Source organism: Caulobacter endophyticus (genome assembly GCF_003116815.1).
Classification (GTDB): Bacteria; Pseudomonadota; Alphaproteobacteria; order Caulobacterales; family Caulobacteraceae; genus Caulobacter; species Caulobacter endophyticus.
The window spans coordinates 44,583-66,239 of the sequence record NZ_QDKQ01000034.1; the positions used below are offsets into that span (position 1 = coordinate 44,583).

Sequence of the window (21,657 nt, forward strand, 5' to 3'; positions counted from 1 at the left end):
ATAACCATAAGGAGAACACCATGCGCAGCGCGATCCACGAGACCTTTGGCGATCCGGCCGAAGTCCTTGTCCTGGCCGACAGCCCGATCCCCGAGCCCGGCCCCGGCAAGGTGCGGGTGCGCACCCTGCTCTCGCCGATCCACAACCACGACCTTTGGACCGTGCGCGGCAACTACGGCTACAAGCCCGCCCTGCCCGCCATCGGCGGCAGCGAGGCCGTCGGGATCGTCGACGCCGTCGGCGAAGGCGTCGATGCGGCCCTGGTCGGCCAGCGCTTCGCCGTGGCCGGCGTGCACGGCAGCTGGGCCGAATATTTCATCGCCTCGGCCGCCGGCCTCGTGCCCGTGCCCGACGCCATCCCCGACGAAGCCGCCGCCCAGCTGATCGCCATGCCGTTCAGCGCGATCACCCTGCTCGAGACCCTGGGCGTCGAGGCCGGCGACTGGGTGGCCCAGAACACCGCCAACGGCGCGGTCGGCAAGACCCTGGCCATGCTGGCCAAGGCCCGCGGCGTTAACGTCATCAACCTCGTGCGCCGCGACGCCGGCGTTGCCGAACTGGCCGGGCTAGGCATCGACAACGCCGTCTCGACCGCCGACGCCGACTGGAAGAAGAAGGTCGCCGAACTGACCGGCGGCGCGCCGATCAAGGCCGCCGTCGACTCCATCGGCGGAACCGCCTCGGGCGACATGGCCGACCTTCTGGGCGAGAACGGCCTGCTCGTTTCGTTTGGCTCGATGACCGGCGAGCCGATGCAGATCTCGTCGGGCACGGTGATCTTCAAGCAGCTGACCGTGAAGGGTTTCTGGGGCTCGACGGTCTCGGCCAACATGGCCCCGGACCTGCGCCGCAAGCTGATCGGGGAGCTGCTGACCCAGGTGGCCGCCGGCAAGCTGAAGCTGCCGACCGACGGCGTCTACGGCCTCGACCAGGTCGCCGACGCCGTGAAGGCCTCGCTGACCCCGGGCAAGACCGGCAAGGTGCTGCTGCGGCCTTGATTCAGCGGCTGAAACCTCGCCCTTCGACAAGCTCAGGGTGAGGTTTCTCCAGCGCCGCGAGCTATGAGTGGTCCTCACCCAGAGCCCGTTCCCCCGGGCCGACCTTTGGTCGGCCCGAGCATGAACTCCGGGCGAGGACCACGCGCTACCCTTTCAACAGCGCCTTCAGCTGCGCCAGGCCCCGCTCGGGCGGGCTACCGTAGCCGATCGGCTCGACGAAGTTCCCCTTGGCGTCGAACAGATAGACCGCCGACGAGTGATCGACGGTGTACTCGCCGCCCTCCACCGCCACCTTGCGGTGATAGACGCGGTAGGCCTTGGCCGCCGCGTCGGTCTGGGCCGTCGTGCCGGTCAGGCCGCGAATGCGGTGATCGAAGTTCGACAGGTAGAGCTTCAGCTGGGCGGGCGTGTCGCGCTCGGGATCGACCGAGACGAACACCACGTTCAGCTTGTCGGCGTCGGGGCCCAGGTCCCGCAGCCAGCCGGTCATTTCGGTCAACGTCGTCGGGCACACTTCCGGACAGAAGGTGAAGCCGAAGAAGATCGCCGTGGGCTTGCCCAGCAGGTCCTTTTCGGTGACCTGACGACCGTCCTGGTCGACCAGTTGGAACGGCCCGCCGACCTTGGCCGAGGCGTTGGCCTTGGCGTGCTCGGCCGTGCGGTCGCAGGCGGCCAGGGGCGCCGCGCAGATCAGCGCGGCGAGAACGAGTTTGGACAGGAAACGCACGTCTACTTGCCTCCCGCCGCCTTGACCGGAACGTTGATCGTCACCGGCGGCGCCGACTTGAACCGCAGGGTCAGCGGCACGCTGGCCCCCGCCACGAGATCGATCTTCGGGCCGATGACCATCAGGTGCTCGGCGCCGGGCTTCAGCGCCACGGCCTGGCCGGCCGGCAACGGCAGGCCTTGCGAGAGCTTGCGCATGCGCATCACCCCGCCGTCCATGGACATCGTGTGGATCTCGGCCCGGCGCGCGGCCGGGGTCTCGACCGACACCAACTGGTCGGCGGATACGGCCGTCAGGGTCAGGTAGCAGCCGCCGGCCGGCGCGCCCTTGGGCGCGGCGCGGCACCAGGCGCCCTCGACGGTCACCTTGGCCGCCACGCGGGTCGGCGGGGCGGCCTGGGCGGCGCCCGCCAGCGCGCCGATGGCGAGGACAGGGAGAAACAGGGTCTTCATGGTCAGGCTCCAGCCTCGAGGCGCCGACGGGGGGACAGGCGGCGCAGGATGAGATCGACAAACAGGGCCGCCGCCAGCGAGGCGCCGACGAGCGGATAGAAAACGGCCAGGGGCAACACGAGGGCCAGGAGCCCCATATAGGCGCGGCGATCGGCGGGCGGGACCGGGGCGGCCAGCCGCCCCCTCGGACGGCGCTTCCACCACATGACGATCGCCGAACCGCCCAGCAGCCAGACGGCGATACAGCCGGCCAGCATCACCAGCTTGTTGAAGAGGCCGAACTGCTGGCCCTGGTGGACGGCGATGCCCCACTCGATGACCTTGGCCGCGGGGCCGAAGTCGCGATAGCCGAGATCGGCGATCACCCGGCCGTCGCCGCCGTCGAGATAGAGGGTGCGGGTGCGCTCGACCTGGTCGGGCATGTAGGCCGCCGTCCAGGTTCCGCCGTGGGTCTTGGGCAGGGTCAGGGTAAAGCCGTCGGTCAGGCCGGCGGCCGTGGCCCGTTCGACGATGGAGTCGACGCCCAGGCTCGTGTGGGCGTGGCCTGAAGCGGGCGCGGCATGGGTCTGCAACGCCCACGGCACGCCCTCGGCCGGCGCCTCGCCGGCATGGTGCGGCTGGACGACCGGCGGACGCGGACGGCCCCAGCCGGCCTGGGTGGTGATCTGGCGAACCTCCTTGCCCCAGAAGGCCGACCACGGCATGCCGGTCGCCGCCAGGAACACGATGACGAGGCCCGCGAAGATCCCGGTCACCGCGTGCAGGTCGCGCCAGAACACGCGCTTGGCCGGAACCCCGCGCACGGTCACCACGCCGCCGCCCCGCCCGCGCGGCCACCACAGGAAGATCCCCGTGGCGACCAGCACGATGGCCCAGCCGGCGACCACCTCGACCAGCAGGTTGGCGACGGGCCCGGCGATATCCAGGCTATGCAGCCGCTTGACGAGGCCCATCAGCCCGCCCGGCGCGCCGACGCCCAGCACTTGGCCGGTATGCGGATCGACATAGGCCGTGCGCTGGCCGTCGTCGGTGTCGAGCGCCAGTTGCACCGAGCGATCGCCACGCGCTGGGATCACCAGCTGACGCACCTTGCCGCCCGCCGCCACCTCGGCCTGGGCGATCCAGGCCGAGGGACGCGTGGCCCCCGGCCCGTCGGCCACCACCGCCAGCGGCCGCTGGGCGATGGCGGTCAGCTCGTCCTTGAACAGATAGAGCCCGCCGGTCAGGGCTAGCAGCATCAGAACCGGCAGCACCAACAGGCCGGCATAGAAGTGCCAGCGCCAGAAGGCGCGATAGACCTCGCCGGCCGAGGTTTCGCTTCCCGCCGCCATCGTCAGAACGACACCGTCACGCCGCCGAACACCGAGCGGCCATCGCCGGGCCAGACCGCGGCCGTGGCCGCCGTCCAGGTAGTGGCCGCCTGAACGTTTGAGACATAGGCCTCGTCCGTCAGGTTGCGGGCGTCGAGGAACAGCGAGACCTTGTCGGTCGCCTTCCAGCCGGCGTTGAGGTTGAGGATCGCGTAGGACGGCGCGGTCCTGGTGTTCTTGTAGTCGATCCACTGGTCGCTGGCCGACCACTCCACCGACGGGGCCAGGAACCAGCCGCCCGCCGCGTCGTAGCGCAACTCGGCCCGGTAGAAGTGCTTGGGCACGATGGGCAGGCGGTTGTCGCCGTACTGGGCGTCGCCGTCGAAGCGGAAGTCCGACAGGGTGTAGGTCTGGCGCAGGCGCCAGCGCGGCGCGAAGGCCCAGTCCAGCGCCGCCTCGATCCCCTGGTGGATCGTGTCGTCGGCGTTGAAGGTGGCGGCCGGATGCAGGCTGTCGACGGTGAACTGCAGTAGCTCGTTCTTCAGCTTGGCGCGATAGAGCGTCAGGTCGTAGGTGAACGGCCCGCGATGACCGCGCGCGCCGGCCTCTGCGGTCCAGGCCTCCTGCGCCTGGATGGGCGCAAAGCCCGTGTTGGCGGGCGACAGCGAGCTGAAGTTGGGCGGCTCGACCGAGCGCGTGACGTTGGCGAACAGCTGCGAGCCGTCGTCACCCTGCCACAGCACGCCCACGCGCGGCGACACCCACTCGTAGTCCTTGTCGGCCGCGAGGTTGAAGGTCGAGGCCAAGGCAGGAACCTTGAAGCTCTTGTAGTCGCGCTCGGCCCGGCCCCAGGTCAGGCCGCCCACCAGGATCAGGTGGTCGGTGGCGAACAGGCGGCCCTCGGCGAAGACGTCGGCGGCCTTGGCGTTCTGCAGCGACAGCGACTGCAGCGCACCGCGCCCGCCCCGGACATTGGTGTAGAAGGCCGAGTCCAGGTCGCCCTGGCGATACCAGGCGCCGAGATAGGCGTCGGCCTTCAGCCCGCCGATCTCGCCGTCCCAGTCCAGCCGTCCGAAGGCGCCGTAGTTGCGGCTCTGCTGGTCGATGACCTGGAAGATCGGATGGTCCAGATCCTTCCACACCGCATAGATCGCGCCCTGGAACACCGTGTGCTCGTCCAGTCGCCAGTCGGTGCGCAGCGAGCCGCGCAGGCCGCGCTGGTTGCGGCCCTGGTCGGCGGCCAGGCTGGCGGCGGCGCTCTGGCGCGGATCGGCCTGGAACTGCGCCAGGGTCAGGGCGCCGGGGATTTCCTGGTTGATGTTGGAGCCATTGACGATGAAGCGCACCTCGCGGTCCTGGCCGAAACTGCGGCCGAGATTCAGGGTGGCGAACTGGATGTTCTGCTGGCTCTGAGAGCGCCAGCCCTGGCTGGTCTGGTTGGTGGCGGCGGCATAGAGGTCCCAGTCGCCCGACTGGCCGGCCACGGCGGCATGTTCGCGGATCAGGCCGAACGAGCCGCCGTCGACGCGCAGGCGGGCGTTGAAGCCGGCGTCCTTGCCGGTGGGCGTGACCATGTTCACCGCCCCGCCCAGCAGGGCGCCGCCGAAGCGCAGGGCGTTGCCGCCGCGATAGACCTCGGCGTAGCGGGTGTTCAGCGGGTCGGCGATCTGGCTGTCGCCATAGCCGTCGGCCTCGTTCAGCGGCACGCCGTCCTGGGCCAGCAAGAGGCCCCGGTTGTGGTTGGCGTTGCCGATGCCCGAACCGCGGATCGAGATGCGGACGTCGCCGCCCCACTTGCGCTGGGCGTAGACGCCGGGGGCGTCGCGCAGCATGTCGTCCAGCGCCAGGGCCTGGCGGCTGGCATAGGCTTCCTGCGAGATCACCGACACAGCGCCGGGGGTTTCCGACAGGCGCTTGCGGGCGTCGGCGACGACGGAGGGGTCTTCGGCGTTGCGGCGGGCGGTGACGATCACCGACGAGACGGCGGCCTCGGTATCGTCAGGGGTCTCGGCTAGAGCCGCGGCCGGAACGAGCGCGGACAGCGCGCAGGCGGCCAGGAGTACGGATTTCATCTGCGAGGTCCTTGGGCCGCGCCTGGCGCGGCCATCAGCAGGCGGATCTGGCCAGGCGCGGAGTGCACGCGCGGCGTCGGGGGCCCGGCGCGCAGCCGGGCGCTCCGCCGGTCACGCGACCGGCGGTCAGATCAGCAGGCTGGGAGGACCTCGGGCCGGAAGCGGCGGGGCGGAAAGGCCCCGGCCAGGGGCCAGATGAACCAGGCGGGCCGGTTGCGGCTGGGCGGCATAGGCGACGAACTCAACCGGCGCGACGGCCAGATCGGCCGGCGGCGCGCCCATCGGCACGCCAAGCGCCGCGAAGGCGCAGGGGGCGTCGGCGGGCCTTTCGTCGGCGCCGTCCTTCTGGTGGTCCAGGCGCTCGCCGGGCGCGACGACCATGGCCCCCTGGCCGGTGCACAGCACCAGGGCGAAGGGCAGGCCGTTGCGCTGTTCCGGCGCGGTCATGAAGCCGGCCGGGATCAGCACCTTCAAGGCGACCGCCAGCGCCGCGAGCGTCATGAAGACGGCGCGGGCGTTGGTCCAGCGATGGAAGGTCGGCCGGGTCACGCTTAAGGCTTTAGCTCAAGCCGCGCGGCTTGTCCTTGGACATTCCGTCCAGGCCACATCATCCCTGGCGCGAAATTTGGCGCGGGGTACAACCAAGCCCATGATCGACCGCCGCGCCTTCCTCGCCGCCGCCGCCCTGGCCGCACCCTTCCCCGCCCTGGCCCGCGAGACCGAGGGCGAGCGCCTGACCGCCGTGCTGGAAGGCCTGATCCAGAAGGCGATGCTCGACTCGCCGCAGCTGATGACCCTGACGGGCATGGACTCCGGCTCCAACGCCGCCGCCCGCGGCAGGCTGGACGACCGCTCGCCGGCCGGGATCGCCCGCACCCGCCAGCTGTTCGTCGACCTGCGCGCCCAACTAGCGACCTTCGACGCCAAGGCCCTGACCGGCATGGACCGGGTCAACCACCGCTCGGCCGCCTATCTGGCCGACACCACCCTGCAGAGCTACGCCATGCCGTTCGGCGATCCGAACGTCGGCGTCGCCGTGCCCTACATCGTCTCGCAGCTGTCGGGCGCCTATCGCGCCGTGCCCAGCTTCCTGGCCGACACCCATCCGGTGAAGACGAAGGAAGACGCCGAAGCCTATCTGTCGCGCCTGTCGGCCTTCGCCGTGCTGCTCGACCAGGAGACGGCGCGGGCCCGCGCCGACTTCGCCCAGGGGGCCACGCCGCCCGACTTCGTGCTGCGCACCACGCTGGCCCAGTTCTCGGCCCTGCTGGCGCCGGCTCCGGCCAAGTCCGAGCTGGCCACCGGCCTGACCCGCCGCACCGGCGCCATTCCCGGCGACTGGGAAGCCCGCGCGGCGAAGATCGTCGAGGCAGAGGTCTATCCGGCCCTGCGCCGCCAGGCCGGCCTGCTGACGGCCGCCCTGCCCACGGCCGTCCACGACGCCGGCGTCTGGCGCCTGCCGGACGGCGAGGCCTACTACCGCTACGCCGTGCGCTCGGCCACGACCACCGACCTGGCGGGCGAGGAGATCCATCGCCTGGGCCTGGAGCTGGTGGAGCGCTTTTCGGCCCGCGCCGACGCCATCCTCAGGGCGCGCGGCCTGACGCAAGGTCCGGTCGGCGCCCGCATTGCCGCCCTGCGCCGCGACCCGGCCAATCTCTATCCCAATGACGAGGCCGGCCGCGCCGCCCTGCTGGCTGACCTTGAGGCCAGGACCCAGGCCATGCGCGAGCGCCTGCCGGGCTATTTCGGCCGCCTGCCCAAGGCCGGGGTGAAGATCCAGCGCATCCCGCCGTCGATCGAGAGCGGCGCGCCCGGCGCCTACTACACCCCGCCCAGCCTGGACGGCTCGCGCCCCGGCCTGTTCTCGATCAACCTGCGCGACACCGCCGAGCAGCCGCGCTTCGACCTGCCGACCTTGGTATTCCACGAGGCCATCCCCGGCCACCACCTTCAGAACGCCCTGATGATGGAGGCGCCGGGCATCCCTACCCTGCGCCGCCTGCCGATCTTCTCGGGCTATTCCGAAGGATGGGCGCTCTATGCCGAGCAGTTGGCCGACGAAATGGGGGCCTACAAGGACGATCCGCTTGGCCAGCTGGGCTATGTGGCCTCGATGCTGTTCCGCGCCGCGCGCCTGGTGCTGGACTCCGGCATCCACGCCAAGCGCTGGAGCCGCGAGAAGGCCATAGCCTACATGTCGGAAACCTTGGGCGACGCCGAAAGCTCGGTCACCCGCGAGGTCGAGCGCTACTGCGTCCAGCCGGGCCAGGCGTCCAGCTACATGCTGGGCTGGCGCACCTGGACCGACAGCCGCGCCCGCGCCGAAAAGCGTCTGGGCGACAGGTTCAGCCTGAAGGGCTTCCACGACACCGGCCTGACCGCCGGCACCATGCCGCTGGACGTGCTGGCCTCGGTGATCGACGAGTGGAAGGGAAGTTGAGGATCGGCGCCCCCTAAGCCGGCATGTAGCGCAGCTTGAGCACCTCGCCGATGCGGGTGCTGTCCACCAGCCGCAGCGCGGGCTTGGAGCCGGCGAAATAGGGCGCCCCCTCGCCCAGCACGACCGGGTGCAGGTAGATCCGGTACTCGTCGATCAGGCCCAGCGCCGTCAGGGTGCGCGCCAGGTCCGGCCCGCCGACCTCGATCTCGCCGTCATGCAGGTCCTTGAGGTCTCGGACCGCCGTCGCCAGATCGCCGGCCAGCAAGAAGGCGTTGGGGCCGACCGTCTTGAGCGTGCGCGACACGACCCACTTGGGATGGCTGCGCCAGGCCGCCGCGAAGTCGCGCCGGGCCTCGTCCCACTCGGGGTGGTCCTCGTCCCAGTAGCTCATGATCTCGTAGAGCCGCCGGCCGTACAGGCTGCCCGTCTGTCCGCGCGCCTGGTCGATGAAATGGCGAAAGAGCTCGGCGTCCGGCCCGAAACCCATGTGGTCGACATAGCCGTCCAGCGACTGGTTCATGCCGAACACGAGCTTGGCCATGGCGATCTCCTAGGCTTCTTGGAAGGGCCTGGCAGGAGGGTGCGCGGAAACGCAGCGGGACGCAAAGCCCCAGGCCATTTCCCGCTCGCACCAACTCGCTATTAAGAGTCACTTGCATTAAGGCGGAAAGGCGACCAAAAGCGTCGCCGTTCGGCGAAGCGCTCTGTCGGGAGTCGCTCGCCCAGATTATGCGAATGATTCTTATTCGCTACATATACGGGGATAGTCGTATGCGCATTTCCAACCGGACGCGCGGCCTGTTGCTGGCCGGCGTCGCCAACCTCGTTCTCGTCGGCCTCGCCCACGCCCAGACCAACGCCGTCGATACGGCGGACGAAGCCGTCACCACCAGCAAGCTGTCGCTGGGCAAGGTCGTCGTCTCGGCCGGCCAGGAGAAGGTGGCGATCGACACGCCCCAGGCCGTGACCACGCTCGACCAGGACGACATCGATCAGGCCCAGGCCTCGACCATCGGCGACCTCCTGGCCGGCATTCCCGGCGTCAACACCATGGGCGGCGTCGGCGCCCTGGGCCAGGGCTTCAACATCCGCGGCATGGGCACGGGCCTGGCCGACAGCGACAGCCGCATCCTGATGCAGATCGACGGCGTCACGAAGTTCTTCGAGCAGTACCGGATGGGCGCGTTCTTCAGCGACCCCGAGCTCTACAAGCGCGTCGAGGTGCTGCGCGGCCCGGCCTCGTCCACCCTCTACGGCGCGGGCGCTCTGGCCGGCGTGGTCAGCTTCACCAGCAAGGACGCCTCGGACTTCCTGCGGGGCGACGACCGCTTCGCCGTGCGCCTGCGCGGCGGCGTCGAGAGCAACGCCGAGGCCCGCTTCGGCTCGGGCGTCCTGGCCTTCAAGCCGACCGAGAAGCTGGAAGTGCTGGGCATGTACACCAGCCGCCGCAGCGACGAGTACGAGAACGGCGCCGGCGAGGTCGTGCCGGCCTCGGAAGCCAGCTCCGACAGCTACCTGCTGAAGGGCCGCTACACCTTCGGCAAGGACCACAGCGTCTGGGCCTCGTACCAGAACTGGAAGAATGACGGCGTCCAGATCTACGACCAGTCGCAGGCCTTCGCCACCACATCGGTGCGCCGCAAGACCACCGACGACACCGCCGTGATCGGCTATCGCAACGCCTTCGAGGGCAACGACCTGCTCGATTTCGAGGCCCAGGCCTCCTACGCCAACAGCAAGGTCAACCAGACCGACACCACCTTCCTGTCGGGGGTGCTGGAGTCGGAGTTCTCGTACAAGACCTATCAGGGCCGCGCCCAGAACACCTCGGAGTTCCAGTTCGCCGGCGACGGCGTCGCCTTCCTGACCATCGGCGCCCAGGCCTACAAGCAGGAGCGCCGCAACCCGCGCCGCACGGCCACCGGCACCAACCACGGGGCGGCCACCCACCCCGAAGGCGACATGGAGAAGTACGGCCTGTTCGCCCAGGGCGAGGTCACCTACGGCAAGCTGACCGTGATCCCGGGCGTGCGCGTCGACTGGACCAAGCTGCAGCCGGGCCTGGGCGTGACCACCAGCAAGAAGGTCAATGACGAAGGCGTCTCGCCGAAGATCGCGGCCCTCTACAGCCTGACCGAATGGGCCTCGGTGTTCGGCTCGGTGGCCCACACCGTGCGCATGCCGGTGCTGGACGAGATCTACAGCCGCACCGCCACGGCCTCGACCAACTACAGCCTCAACCTCAAGCCCGAGGAGTCGGACAACTACGAGGTCGGCGGCACGCTGCAGTTTCGCAACCTGTTCGGCCAGGGCGACCAGGCGCGGATCAAGACCACGCTGTTCCGCAACGACGTCAGCAACCTGATCGCGCGCGGCACGGCTACGTCCAGCTACTTCATCAACATCGGCGAGGCCCGCTATTCGGGCGTCGAGGTCGAGGCCGAGTACGGCGCCAAGCGCTTCTTCGCCCGCGGCGCGGTGTCGGTGATCGACGGCGAGAACCGCACGACCGGGGCGCCGCTCGACACCATCCCGGCCGACACCCTGAACCTGACGCTGGGCTACGTCTTCCCGGCCCAGAACCTGACGGCCGGCTGGCGCGGCGAGTTCGCCGACAGGCAGAACAAGACGACCACCGCCTCGCTGCGCACGCCGGGCTATTCGGTGCACAACCTGTTCCTCACCTGGAAGCCGCAGGACGGCGCGCTGAAGGGTCTGGAAGTGCAGGCCGGGGTCGACAACCTGTTCGACAAGACCTTCCGCCGCCACCTGTCGTCGCTCGACGCCGAGGGCCGGACGGTCAAGCTCACGCTCGGCAAGACGTTCTGAAGATGAAGAAGACGCCCTGGCATGTTCGAGCCTGGGCGACGGGGGCGTCGTTGGTCATCAACGGCGCCCTCGGGCTTGCCGTCGTCCAGTGGGAGCAGAGGCCCGTCCTCGCGCCCATGGACGACGCGGCCATGCTGATCTCGCTCGGCGACCCGGCCCTCGACAGGGTCGACAACGCGACCTCGCCCGACGCCAAGCCGGCCCCGACGCCACAGACCGAACCCGCGCCGCCGCAGCCGTCACAGCCGGAGAAACCCGCGCCCAAGCCTCTGCCGCCGCGTCCCGACGGCTGGCTGGCCCAGGCCGCGGCCACGCCGCCCTCCCCCGCTCCACCTTCGGAAGCCCCGCCGCGCCCGACGCCGCCCGCCGCGAGCCAGGCCGCCGTGCCCGCCGCCGCCCGGGCCATGGACACTTCGGCCGCCAAGCCGCCCGCCGGCCGTCGCGACGCCGACAGCGTGCAGGCCACGGCCGGTTCCAGCACCGCCTACGCGGCCCGCGTCCGCGCCTGGCTGGAAAGCCACAAGACCTATCCCAAGGCCGCCCGCATGCGAAAACAGCAGGGCACCGTCCAGGTGACCTTCGTCCTCGACCGCGCCGGCCACGTGCTGGACTGCCGCCTGACCGGCCCCACGGGCCATGCCCTCCTCGACGCCGAGGTCCGCGCCATGGTCGCCCGGGCGGACCCGTTCCCGGCGCCGCCGCACACGATCAAGGGCGACCGGATCGAGATGGACGCGCCGGTGGAGTTTTCGCTGAGGAACTAGTCCCTCTCCCCTTGCGAGAGAAGGATCAGTTCGCCCGCGCCCCCTCCGACGGCCCCAGATAACTCGCCGGAACCACGCCCCGCGAGATCACCAGCCGCTGGAACACCACGCCCGGATCCATCCGCCACAGCCGCACCCGATGCACGCCCGCCGAGGGAACAGCCAACGAAGTCGTCAGTGCACGGACATTATCCGCAACCACCTTGTCCCAGGCCTTCTCGGACGAGTCCGGGATGGTGCTGACCACCACCGGCGGTGCATCGTCGATCGATAAGGCGAAGCGAGGGCCGCTCCCGCCGGTGACGTCCAGGCCCGGCGAGACCAGCACGGTCAGCTCGACCGGCCCGGCCTTCTCGAAGTCGACCAGATATTCCAGCATCGCCCCCTTGCCCGGCGCGCTCGACGGCGCCGTGGTCGGATAGGCGGCCACGCCCGAAAGCGTGCGGCCCAGGTTGGGAATGACCGTCCAGGCAACGCCATCAGCGGCCGTCGCCCTGGCGTGATGCTCGGCCTCGATGGCCAACGGCTGTCCCGCCTCGACGAAGGCGCCCCGGGCCGGCTTGCGGGCCGGATTGTCGACCACCGCCGTCAACACCACCTCGCGGCCGTCGCCGACGATCCGCACCGGAACCCGGCTTAGTCCCTTGGGCGCCCGCGCCCAGTCGACCGACAGCGCGACCCGCGTGTCCGCGCCCGACGACGTCAGGGCGGTCTTCAGCCAGGGCGCGCCCGTCTTCACCGCGAAATCGGGGCTGGCCGCGCCGCGCGCGAAGACATCGATCCAGCGGCTCTGCGCGCCCCAGCGGTGCAGCCGCGGCAACGTCGCCTCGCCCTCGCCCACCGGAGCCTCGCGCCCTTCGACGGCGACGCCGAAGCCTTCCCTGGCCGGTGCGCTCGCCAGCGCGGGCAGGACGTTCGCCTCCGGCTGCTGCCAGCCGGTGTAGCCGATATGGGTCTGGCTCATCATGTGGCGCCACTTGCCGCCGGCCAGGTCCTCGTGGAACTGGCGGGTCAGCTCGACGTCGCGGGCGAACAAGGCCCGGGCCTTGTCGGCCTCGGCGGCGGCCGACGACCGCCCCTGCGCCGCATGGAGCCGGTTGCGGCCAACGGCGATGTAGAGCCGGGTGTGGTTTGCGCTGGCCATGATCGGAAACCAGACCAGTTGGAAGAAGGCGTCCTCCTGGGACTTGGGCAGCGCCTTGCGCATCGCGTCCGCGCGACGCTCAAGCTCGGCCCATTCGGCCTCCACACGCTCGGCCTCGCCGAAATTGACCAGGCTGAAGGTCGCCCCATCGATCAGCTCGGGCTTCCGCCGGGCGTTCAGCCGGGTGTAGCCGTCCAGCAGCGCCGCGATCTCGCCCGCATGCTCGGGGCCGAACTGCGCGGCCGCCCAGTCGCGGGTGTAGGTCGACAGCTTCCCGACCGGCATGGCGCCCGGGTTCCAGGCCAGGTCGAGGAAGAACTCTGTCGGCAGCTCCATCGGCTTGAGGTCGCCGACATTGACGATCCACAGCCGGTCGGCGCCGTGGTCGTCGGCGCGCTTCATCTGCTCCCAGGTGCGTTCGATCTGGTTGGTGTTGAGCCACTTGTAGTTCCGCGGCCCGCCCACATAGTCGAAGTGGTAGTAGACGCCGTAGCCGCCCGGCCGCGTCTCGCCGGGTTTGGGCAGCCTGCGGATGTTGCCCCAGTTGTCGTCGGCGAACAGCAGGGTCACGTCGTCGGGCACGCGCATCCCGGCGTCGTAATAGTCCTGCACCTCCTTGTAGAGCGCCCAGACCTGCGGGGTCGCCGACGGGTCCTTGCCAGTGACCTCGCCGATGATCTTGCGCTGGTCGGCGACGATCGTCTCCAAGAGCTGGGTGGCGGTGCCCTGCGTCATCGGCTCGTCGCCGTCGCCGCGCATGCCGACGGTGACCAGGCTTTCGTTGGCGCCCATCCGCTCGACGCCCTCGCGCCAGAAGCGGCGCAGGGCGTCAGGGTTCTTCGAATAGTCCCACGGCCCCTGGCCATGGCGCTCCCACTCCACGTGGGCCCGCATCATCGGCTCGTGGTGCGAGGTTCCGATCACCACGCCCATCTCGTCGGCCAGCACCGCGTTCAGCGGGTCGTCGTCATAAAGCGCCTTGCCCCACATGGCCGGCCACAGATAGTCGCCCTTCAGCCGCAGCACGAGCTCGTAGACCCGCTCGTAGAAGGCGTGGTTGAAGCCGCCGAACGTGGCGTTGGCCCAGCCGTAGAGGGCCGGGTTCTCGTCATTGAGGAAGATGCCGCGGTACTTGACCTTCGGCGCCTGCAGGTTGGCGCCGGGCGCCACCGACAGATCGCGGCGCACCGGCACGGGCACGTCGGCCCACCAGGTCCAGGGCGAGACGCCTGCCCGTTCGGCCAGATCGTAGGCGCCGAAGATCGTCCCGCGCTTGTCGGCGCCGGCGATGACTAGGGCGCGGGCGACGCCGGGGCGCGGGTTCTCGACCACCTGCTGGACGAAGCCCTCCCAGCGGCCTTTCAGCGCCGAGACGTCCAGCCTGCCCGAGGCGACCAAGGCGTCGATCTGCGCGCTCTTGCCCAATGTGCCGACAATGACCACGGGCGCGTCCTTGGGCGGCTGCCCGCCGCCCGCCAGCTTGGACAGGTCGCCGCGCAGGCCTTGCACCGCGCGCAGCACGCCCGGCCAGTCGGTCACGTCGGCCTCGACCCGCGCGGGCTTGCCACCCTGGATCAGCGAAAAGCCGCCAGCCACGGGCCTTTCGGAAACGGCCGCCGGCTCGGCCGAACGCGCGGCGGTGGGCGCCGCCAGCGCCGCCGCGGCCGCCACGGCTGCGGCCAGCGCCAGGGCCGAGACGGCGGTGCGCAGGCCCGTGACGCCCTTGCTCACGGGGCCACCACGATCTCGAACGGCCCCACCGGCAGGCCGGCCATGTCGAACACATTGAAGGTCGGCGCGTCGGCCCAGGCTAACCGCGCCTTGGTCGGGTTCAGGCCGGCGGGGATGGCGATCACCGCCTTGTCGCCCTCGACCTGGGCGTCGGCGAAGCGGCAGGCGGCCGCGTCGCACAGCTCGAAGCCGATGGCCTTGTCGGAGCCCCGCGTCGCCAGGCGCTCGGCCACCTGCTCGAAGCGGACCTCGACCGTATCGCCGATGCGACGCGCCGAGACCGGCGACGGACCGGTGGTCACCGCCTGGCCCGCCAGGCGGCGCGCGCCCCGGGCCAGGCGCTTGCCGACGTCCTGCTTGTTGGTCGGGTGGATATCGGACGGGTCGCCGATGTCTGTGATGACGGCCAGGGCCGCGTGACCGTCCTTGGCGACGGCCAGGCGCTGGGCCTCGCGCACCTGGGCCCACCAGGAGTCTTCGGGCGCCAGCTGCGGCTTGCCGTAGTTGGCCAGTTGCACGACCAGGGCCGGCATGTCGGCCGCCTGTCCCGTGCGGCGCTCGGCCAGCAGTTCGCGCAGCAGCGCCTGGTAGGTCTGCGGTCGACCGGTGTTGCTCTCGCCCTGGTACCAGGCGAAGCCCTTGAAGGCGTAAGGCCCCATCGGCGCCAGCATGCCGTTGTAAAGCGTAGAGACGCCCGACAGCGTGTCCCATGGCGCACGCGGCGGCTCGCCGGTTTCCTTCGGCTCCACCTGATAGCGCCAGGTCGTCAGCGGGATCCGCGTCCCGTCGGCCAGCACCAGGGCGCGGGCGGCCTCGCCGTACAGGCCGCCGTTGGCGTAGGTGTCGAGCGCCGAGACGACGATGCGATTGGCGCCGGCCTTCAGCGTCCCGGCCGCCACTGGATAGACCCGCACCGTGCCCGCCCCCGAGGTCGAGCCGACCCCGACGCCGTTGACGAAGGTGGTGTCGACCTCGTCGACCATGCCGATCTCGAGGCTGGCCGCGCCTTTCGCCTGCGCCGCCGTCAGGGTGACCGACGCATCGAACCAGACCATGCCGTTGAAGTCGGCCAGGACCGGCACGCCCCAGCTTTCCCAGACGCCCAGCCCCTGAGGCGCGGGGGTCCAGACGCCGTCGCCAGCCCACGGCCCGCCGGCCGCGCCGTTGTGGCGCAGGCTCCACCAGGCCTTGATCGTCTCGCCCCAGCGGCGGTCCGCGGCCGGACGGTCTTTCAGCGACAGCTGCAGAGTGGCGATGTCGTTGTCGTAGTCGCCGGCCCTGCGCAGGGCGGCCGGGCTGAGCCAGGCCTCGATAGCCGAACCGCCCCACGAGGCGTGGACGAGGCCCAGCGGCGTCTTGTCGGTCTTCCGCAGTTCGCGGGCCATGTAGTAGCAGGCGGCCGAGAACGACCCGACGGCGTCGGGCCTGGCCGCCTTCCACGAGGGAGCTTTCAGGAACTCGGCGCGCGGCGAGCGGCTGTCGGCGTGGTCGACATAGGCCATGCGCAGGCCGTCGTCATTGGCCGACCGGATCTCCGACCAGCTGTTGTTGCCGCGCTCGACCGGCAGTTCCATGTTCGACTGGCCCGAACACAGCCACACGTCGCCGACCAGCACGTCGCTGACGGTCTGCACGGCGCCCGAGGCCGCCTTGGCCTCCAGCGTGTAAGGCCCGCCGGCCGTCATCGCCGGCAGGTCGACGCGCCAGGCGCCGTCCACGCCCGCCTTTGCCGTGGCGCTCCTGCCGCCGAGGGTGACGGTCACCGCTTCGCCGGGCCTGGCCGCGCCGAACACCGGCACAGGCCGGTCGCGCTGCACCACCGCATGATCGGCGAACAGGCCGTTGAGCAGCGGTCCCTGCGCGGCGGCGGGCGTGGCTATCAAGGCGGCCAGCAGGATCGGCGCGACGCGGCGCATGTCAGTCACTCCCTAGCTCCAGATCCTCCCCCTCTGGGAGAGGTGGCCCAGCGGGCCGGAGGGGGGCCGTTTTCAGCTTCCAAGGTCTTTGCCGACCTCGCAACGACTTCCCCCTCGGTCGCTTCGCGACAGCTCCCCCTTCAGGGGGCGCATCGCTAAGCCACCGTCAGCTTCGCCGACTTCAGATCCACCGAGTTCGGCCCGACCAGGATCGAGAAATCACCCGGCTCGACCACGCGCTTCATCTCGAGGTTCCACATCCACAGATCCGACGGCTTCACCTCGAAGGTCACCGTCTTCTTCTCGCCGGGGGCCAGGGTGACGCGCTTGAAGTGCTTCAGCTCCAGCACCGGACGGGTCACCGAGGCGGCCTCGTCGTGGACGTAGAGCTGCACCACCTCGTCGCCGGCGACCTTGCCGGTGTTGGTCACCTCGACCGACACCGTCGTGCTCTCGCCCTGGCCGATCCGGGCCTTGGAAAGACGCGGGCCCGAGATGTCGAAGCTGGTGTAGGACAGGCCGAAACCGAACGGATAGAGCGGGCTGGTGGCGCGGTCGAACAGATAGCCGCGGCGGGCCGTGGGCTTGCGGTTGTAGTAGATCGGCAGTTGGCCCACATCGCGGGCGATGCTGACCGGCAGCTTGCCGCCCGGATTGGCCCGGCCGAACAGCACGTCGGCGGCGGCGTTGCCGGTCTCCTGGCCCAGGTACCAGCCCTCGACGAGGGCGTCGGCCTTCTCGGCCAGCAGGTTCACCGACAGCGGACGGCCGTTCAGCAGCAGCACCACGGTGGGCTTGCCCAGGGCGAAGATGGCGCGCGCCAGGTCGTTCTGCTGGCCGACCAGATCCAGGTCGTCGCGGTCGCCCAGATGGTTGTCGGCCCAGGCCTCGCGGCTGGTCTGCTCGTTGTCGCCCAGCACCATGACCACGACGTCGGCCTTTTTGGCCACCTCGACGGCCTCGGCGATCAGTCTGGCGTTCACGGCCGGGTCGACCAGCTTGACCTCGTCGGCGGCCCAGACGCGCTTTTCGGTGATCCGCACGGCCTCGGCATAGTCCAGGGCGAAGCCCTGCGCCTTGGCCTCGGCGGTCAGGCCCTCCAGCACCGAGACCACGTGGCGAGGCTCGTCGGAATAGCCGCCGATCGGGGTGTCCTTGGCGTGCGTGCCAAGCAGGGCCAGGCGCTTGATCTTCTTGCCGTCCAGCGGCAGCAGGCCCTTGTCGTTCTTCAGCAGCACCACCGCCTTGCGGGCGGCCTCGCGCGCCAGGGCGACGGCTTGCGGCGTGGCGGTCTTGGCGTCGGCGGCCTTTTCATCCGCATACGGATTTTCGAACAGCCCGCCCTCGAACTTGATCTTCAGCACCCGCGCCACGGCGGCGTCGACGGCGGCCTCGGGGATGCGCCCCGAGCGCACCAGTTGGGGCAGCAGCACATAGGCCTCGCCGTCAGGCAGCTCGACGTCGACGCCGGCGTTCATCGCCATCACCGCCGTGTCGGCCAGCTGGTCGGTCAGCTTGTGGCGGGTGATGATCTCCTTGATGGCGAAGTAGTCGCTCATCGTCGCGCCCTCGAAGCCCCACTCGCCGCGCAGGATGTCGGTCAGCAGCCAGCGGTTGGCGTGCGAGGGCACCCCGTCGATCTCGTTGTAGCTGGGCATGACCGAGCGCACGGGCAGCTCCTTCACCGCCCGTTCGAACGGCGGGAAGAAGTTCTCGCGCAGGGTGCGCTCGGCGATCTGGGCGGGGCCCACATTGGTGCCGTTCTCGGGCTGGCCGTGGCCGGTCATGTGCTTGAGGGTGACGAACACCTTGTCGGGCGCTAGCGGCAGGGTCTTGCCCTGGAAGCCGCGGATGGCGGCCAGGCCCATCTCGGCGCAGACGTGCGGGTCTTCGCCATAGGTCTCCTCGATGCGGCCCCAGCGCGGGTCGCGGGCCACGTCGACCACGGGGGCGAGCGCGATGTTGGAGCCCCGGGCGCGCATCTCCCTGGCGGCGACGGAGAACACCTGCTCGACGAGGTCCGGATCGAAGGTCGAGGCCAGGGCGATCGATTGCGGGAAGCTGGTCGCATCGCGCGCGACGTAGCCGTGCAGGGCCTCGTCGTGCATCAGCATCGGGATGCCAAGGCGCGTGCTTTCCATCGCCCACTTCTGGGCGGCGTTGACGTAGCGGGCGGTCTGCGGGGCGTTGCGGCCCACCGAACCGTCCTCGGCCCCGGCGGCGGCGTTGACCTCTGTCGCGGGCTTGAGACCCCGGCGATCGGTCGGCCGCGAAATCTGGCCAAGGCCGTTGGGAAAATTCTTGCTGGCCGTCTCGGGCGAGAAGTCGCCGCCCGGAGTCTGGATCGCCGCCTTGGTCAGCCAGATGCCGATCAGCTGGGCGGCCTTCTCCTCCAGGGTCATCCGCGACAGCAGGTCCTTGACCCGCGCGTCCACCGGCTGGGAAGCATCCTTGTAGAGCGCCTTGCCACCCGCCGCCTTCGGCGCGGCGCGGACCACGGGGGCCATGGCGGCGCCGAGAGCGGCCAAGCTTACGCCCAGCGTGCGGCGAGTCAGGGTGGTGGTCATCCTTGCGTTTCCCCAGCGTCTGTCACGGCGGCTTCGCGCCGTCTTGCCTGACACTATGGGAGAGCTTGTCAGACCACTCAAGCCCTAATGTTACCGGTCACTTTCGTTTACTTCACCGGGGCCGTAGAAAGGCGCAAGCCGAGCGCGCTCACCACCTTCAGCACGGTGTCGAAACGCGGATTGCCCTCGGCCGCCAGCGCTTTGTAGAGGCTTTGACGCCCCAACCCCGCCGCCTCGGCCACCTCGGTCATGCCCTTGGCCCGCGCCAGAACGCCCAGCGCATCGGCGATGAAGGCCGCGTCGCCGGTGGCCAGGGCCTCGTCCAGATAGGCGGCGGCTGCCTCGGGGGTTTCGACATAGACCGCCGGATCGAACGGCTGGGTTTCGATGCTCATGCCCTTCCTCCATCGTCCGGCAATTCACGCGCCAACGCCTTGGCCCGCGTGATATCGCGGCCTTGCGTATCCTTGTCGCCGGCGCACAACACGACAACCAGCGCCTCGCCTCGTCGCACCACATAGACCCGATAGCCAGGGCCGACATGGACGCGCAGTTCGCTGACACCCTCGCCTACCGGCCGCGCGTCACCAGCAAGGCCGAAGGCCAGCTGGCGAATGCGCGCGGCGATCCTGGCCTTAGCCACGGCATCGCGTAGGTCCGCCATCCAGCGCCGGAAGACCTCGGTCTCACGAACCTCGATCATACAGCATGTCTCCCACGGGAGACAATCACGTATCGATGGAGATAGCTCATGGCGTCGCCCCAATGCAAAAGGCGCTCCGGCCAAGAACCGGAGCGCCCTTCACACTACGCGAACAAATCAGGAACTCAGTTCAGAGCGCCCTCACCCCTGCCAGGCGTCGACCACGCTCTCCAGCACGGTCAGCGGCGTCGGGCCGACCAGCAGGGCGGTGTCGTGGTACTTGCGGATGTCGAACCTGGCGCCGAGGCGGGCCTTGGTGCGCTCGCGCAGGGCCGCCCAGACGGTATGGCCCACCTTGTAGGAGCAGGCCTGGGCCGGGTTGGCGCAGTAGCGCTCGACCTCGCGGGTGATGCGGCCCTCGTCGTCGCCGCCGGTCTCGACCATGTAGGCGATGGCCTTCTCGCGGCTCCAGCCCTTGGCGTGGATTCCGGTGTCGACCACGCAGCGCGAGGCGCGGAACAGGCGCGCCTGGTACATGCCCAGCAGGCCCAGGTCGTCGGTCCCGTAGAGGCCCATCTCCATGGCCACCTGCTCGGCATAGAGCGCCCAGCCCTCGGTGTTGGCCGAGAAGAACATGTTCTGGCGCAGGCGCGGCAGGCTGCCCTCGGCGGTCAGGGCCAGCTGGAAGTGATGGCCCGGCGCGGCCTCGTGATAGGTCAGGGTCGGCAGGGCGTAGCGGGGGCGCTCGGCCGTGTCGCGCAGGTTGATGTAGAAGGCGCCCGGACGCGAGCCGTCCAGCGGCGGCCGCTCGTAATAGCCGCCCGATGAGCCGTTCTCGGTATAGGGCGGGATGCGGCGCACCTCGACCGGGATCTTCGGCGTGATGCCGAACCATTGGGGGAGCTTGGGCTGCATCTCTGCGATCAGGCGGTTGCAGTAGGCCAGGATTTGGGCCCGGCCCTCGTCGGTGTTCGGATAGCTCTCGCCCGGCAGGTCCTTCAGGGCCGCCATGCGCTGGCCGACCGAGCCCTGGGTGAAGCCGCGCTTCCTGAGGATCTCGTCCATCCGCGCCTGGATCTGCGCGCCCTCCTCCAGGCCCAGGCGATGCACCTCGTCGGGGGTCTTTTCGGTGGTGGTGTAGATGCGCAGCAGCGCGGCGTAGAAGGCGTCGCCGTCCTTGAAGCGGTTCATGCCCGCCTCGTGCACGGCCTTGGCGCGGACGGCGGTCAGGGTCTCGATCTGGCGGTCCAGCGCAGGATGGATCGCGCTTTCCAGCAGGGCGCCGGCCTTGGCGTCGTAGGCGCCATAGGCCTTGGCGCGGCGGGCCATCGAGGCGACCAGGACGTTCTTTTCCGGCGGCAGGGCGCGGAACTGCTTCAGCTGGCCGATGGCCTTGTCGAGAATGAAGTCCGACGGGATCACGCCCTTGGCCGCGTCGGCCCGCACCCGCTCGCTCTCCTGGTCGAGCACGCCGGCGAAACCGGCCATGCGGGCCAGGTAGCTGTCGGCGTCGGCGGCCGATTTCACCTCGTGCTTGTTGTCCAGGAAGCTGGGGACCGACGAATAGCCGCCGTAGAACTGGGTCACCACGAACGGCCGCGACACCGAGCCGTAGTCGAAGCCCGAGGCCTTGTCGCGCGCGCCATAATAGTAGGCGGCGGTGTCGTAGTTGACGGCGTCGTCGCCCGAGAGCGCCTTGCGGTCGATCGCCTTCAGCCGCGCCAGACGCTGGGCCGGCTCGCGGCGCTCCTTGATCCAGGCGGCGATCGAGCGGTCGCCCAGCTTCGTGCGCGCGCCGGCGTGAGCGCCGTTGTCGAGGCCCAGATTGGTGGCCTGCTCGGGGCTTTCGGTGAGGTCTTCGTCGAAGAAGGCGTCGAACAGAGCGTAGAGCTTGGTCGCCTCACCTTTCGGGGCCGCGATGGCCGGCAGGGCCGTCGAGACGGCGGCGGCGGTGGCGCCGACCAACAGCTGGCGACGATCGAACTTCGTGGAATCGGACATGCGGCCCCCAGAGGCAGACTTGGCCGCATGTCGAAGAAAAGCCGTCCGGCGCCTCGCGGC

16 protein-coding genes are annotated in these 21,657 nt (G+C 69.9%); 4 read left to right on the forward strand and 12 right to left on the reverse strand.

Annotated elements, in window-relative coordinates; genetic code table 11:
• Positions 1–20 precede the first annotated feature (20 nt).
• A complete protein-coding gene (locus DDF67_RS09000) occupies positions 21–998 on the forward strand; it encodes a zinc-binding dehydrogenase (RefSeq protein ID WP_109100554.1) in 978 nt (325 codons plus the stop codon).
• 145 nt (positions 999–1,143) lie between these two features.
• Here the strand turns inward: DDF67_RS09000 and DDF67_RS09005 are convergent, their stop codons facing one another.
• From DDF67_RS09005 to DDF67_RS09025, 5 genes are all read right to left on the reverse strand, one after another.
• Positions 1,144–1,725, reverse strand: a complete 582-nt coding sequence (locus DDF67_RS09005; protein ID WP_233247589.1) for an SCO family protein — start codon at positions 1,723–1,725, stop codon at positions 1,144–1,146.
• A 2-nt stretch (positions 1,726–1,727) separates the two neighbouring features.
• Positions 1,728–2,177 (reverse strand): copper chaperone PCu(A)C, encoded by a 450-nt coding sequence (locus DDF67_RS09010; RefSeq protein WP_109100555.1) that lies wholly within the window; start codon positions 2,175–2,177, stop codon positions 1,728–1,730.
• A 2-nt stretch (positions 2,178–2,179) separates the two neighbouring features.
• Positions 2,180–3,508 (reverse strand): PepSY-associated TM helix domain-containing protein, encoded by a 1,329-nt coding sequence (locus DDF67_RS09015; protein ID WP_109100556.1) that lies wholly within the window; start codon positions 3,506–3,508, stop codon positions 2,180–2,182.
• 2 nt (positions 3,509–3,510) lie between these two features.
• Complete coding sequence (locus tag DDF67_RS09020; protein WP_109100557.1) at positions 3,511–5,559, reverse strand: TonB-dependent receptor family protein; 2,049 nt, start codon at positions 5,557–5,559, stop codon at positions 3,511–3,513.
• A 126-nt stretch (positions 5,560–5,685) separates the two neighbouring features.
• The gene (locus DDF67_RS09025) at positions 5,686–6,108 is read right to left on the reverse strand and encodes a DUF2946 family protein (RefSeq protein WP_199229194.1); all 423 of its coding nucleotides are present in this window, start codon (positions 6,106–6,108) and stop codon (positions 5,686–5,688) included.
• Between the two features lie 100 nt (positions 6,109–6,208).
• Here DDF67_RS09025 and DDF67_RS09030 point away from each other — a divergent pair, with 100 nt between their 5' ends.
• Complete coding sequence (locus DDF67_RS09030) at positions 6,209–8,002, forward strand: DUF885 domain-containing protein (RefSeq protein ID WP_109100558.1); 1,794 nt, start codon at positions 6,209–6,211, stop codon at positions 8,000–8,002.
• Between the two features lie 13 nt (positions 8,003–8,015).
• Here the strand turns inward: DDF67_RS09030 and DDF67_RS09035 are convergent, their stop codons facing one another.
• Positions 8,016–8,543, reverse strand: a complete 528-nt coding sequence (locus DDF67_RS09035) for a dihydrofolate reductase family protein (RefSeq protein WP_109100559.1) — start codon at positions 8,541–8,543, stop codon at positions 8,016–8,018.
• Positions 8,544–8,773: 230 nt separating this feature from the next.
• On the opposite strand from DDF67_RS09035, the gene DDF67_RS09040 reads away from it, so the two are divergent.
• The gene (locus tag DDF67_RS09040; RefSeq protein WP_109100560.1) at positions 8,774–10,831 is read left to right on the forward strand and encodes a TonB-dependent receptor domain-containing protein; all 2,058 of its coding nucleotides are present in this window, start codon (positions 8,774–8,776) and stop codon (positions 10,829–10,831) included.
• Between the two features lie 2 nt (positions 10,832–10,833).
• Positions 10,834–11,595, forward strand: a complete 762-nt coding sequence (locus DDF67_RS09045; protein WP_109100561.1) for an energy transducer TonB — start codon at positions 10,834–10,836, stop codon at positions 11,593–11,595.
• 25 nt (positions 11,596–11,620) lie between these two features.
• Here the strand turns inward: DDF67_RS09045 and DDF67_RS09050 are convergent, their stop codons facing one another.
• The 6 genes from DDF67_RS09050 to DDF67_RS09075 form a co-directional block, all read right to left on the reverse strand.
• Positions 11,621–14,470: a glycosyl hydrolase 115 family protein gene (locus DDF67_RS09050; RefSeq protein ID WP_233247590.1), complete on the reverse strand. Its 2,850-nt coding sequence runs from the start codon at positions 14,468–14,470 to the stop codon at positions 11,621–11,623.
• Positions 14,467–16,386: a sialate O-acetylesterase gene (locus DDF67_RS09055; protein WP_109100562.1), complete on the reverse strand. Its 1,920-nt coding sequence runs from the start codon at positions 16,384–16,386 to the stop codon at positions 14,467–14,469. The genes DDF67_RS09050 and DDF67_RS09055 overlap by 4 nt, the downstream gene beginning before the upstream one ends.
• Before the next feature lie 155 nt (positions 16,387–16,541).
• Positions 16,542–18,953, reverse strand: coding sequence for a glycoside hydrolase family 3 N-terminal domain-containing protein (locus tag DDF67_RS09060; RefSeq protein WP_109100563.1), 2,412 nt, complete (start codon positions 18,951–18,953; stop codon positions 16,542–16,544).
• Positions 18,954–19,060: 107 nt separating this feature from the next.
• Positions 19,061–19,348: an addiction module antidote protein gene (locus tag DDF67_RS09065; protein WP_109100564.1), complete on the reverse strand. Its 288-nt coding sequence runs from the start codon at positions 19,346–19,348 to the stop codon at positions 19,061–19,063.
• A complete protein-coding gene (locus DDF67_RS09070) occupies positions 19,345–19,656 on the reverse strand; it encodes a type II toxin-antitoxin system RelE/ParE family toxin (RefSeq protein WP_109100565.1) in 312 nt (103 codons plus the stop codon). The genes DDF67_RS09065 and DDF67_RS09070 overlap by 4 nt, the downstream gene beginning before the upstream one ends.
• A gap of 141 nt (positions 19,657–19,797) precedes the next feature.
• On the reverse strand, positions 19,798–21,597 hold the full coding sequence (locus DDF67_RS09075) for a DUF885 domain-containing protein (RefSeq protein WP_109100566.1): 1,800 nt from the start codon (positions 21,595–21,597) through the stop codon (positions 19,798–19,800).
• Positions 21,598–21,657 lie beyond the last annotated feature (60 nt).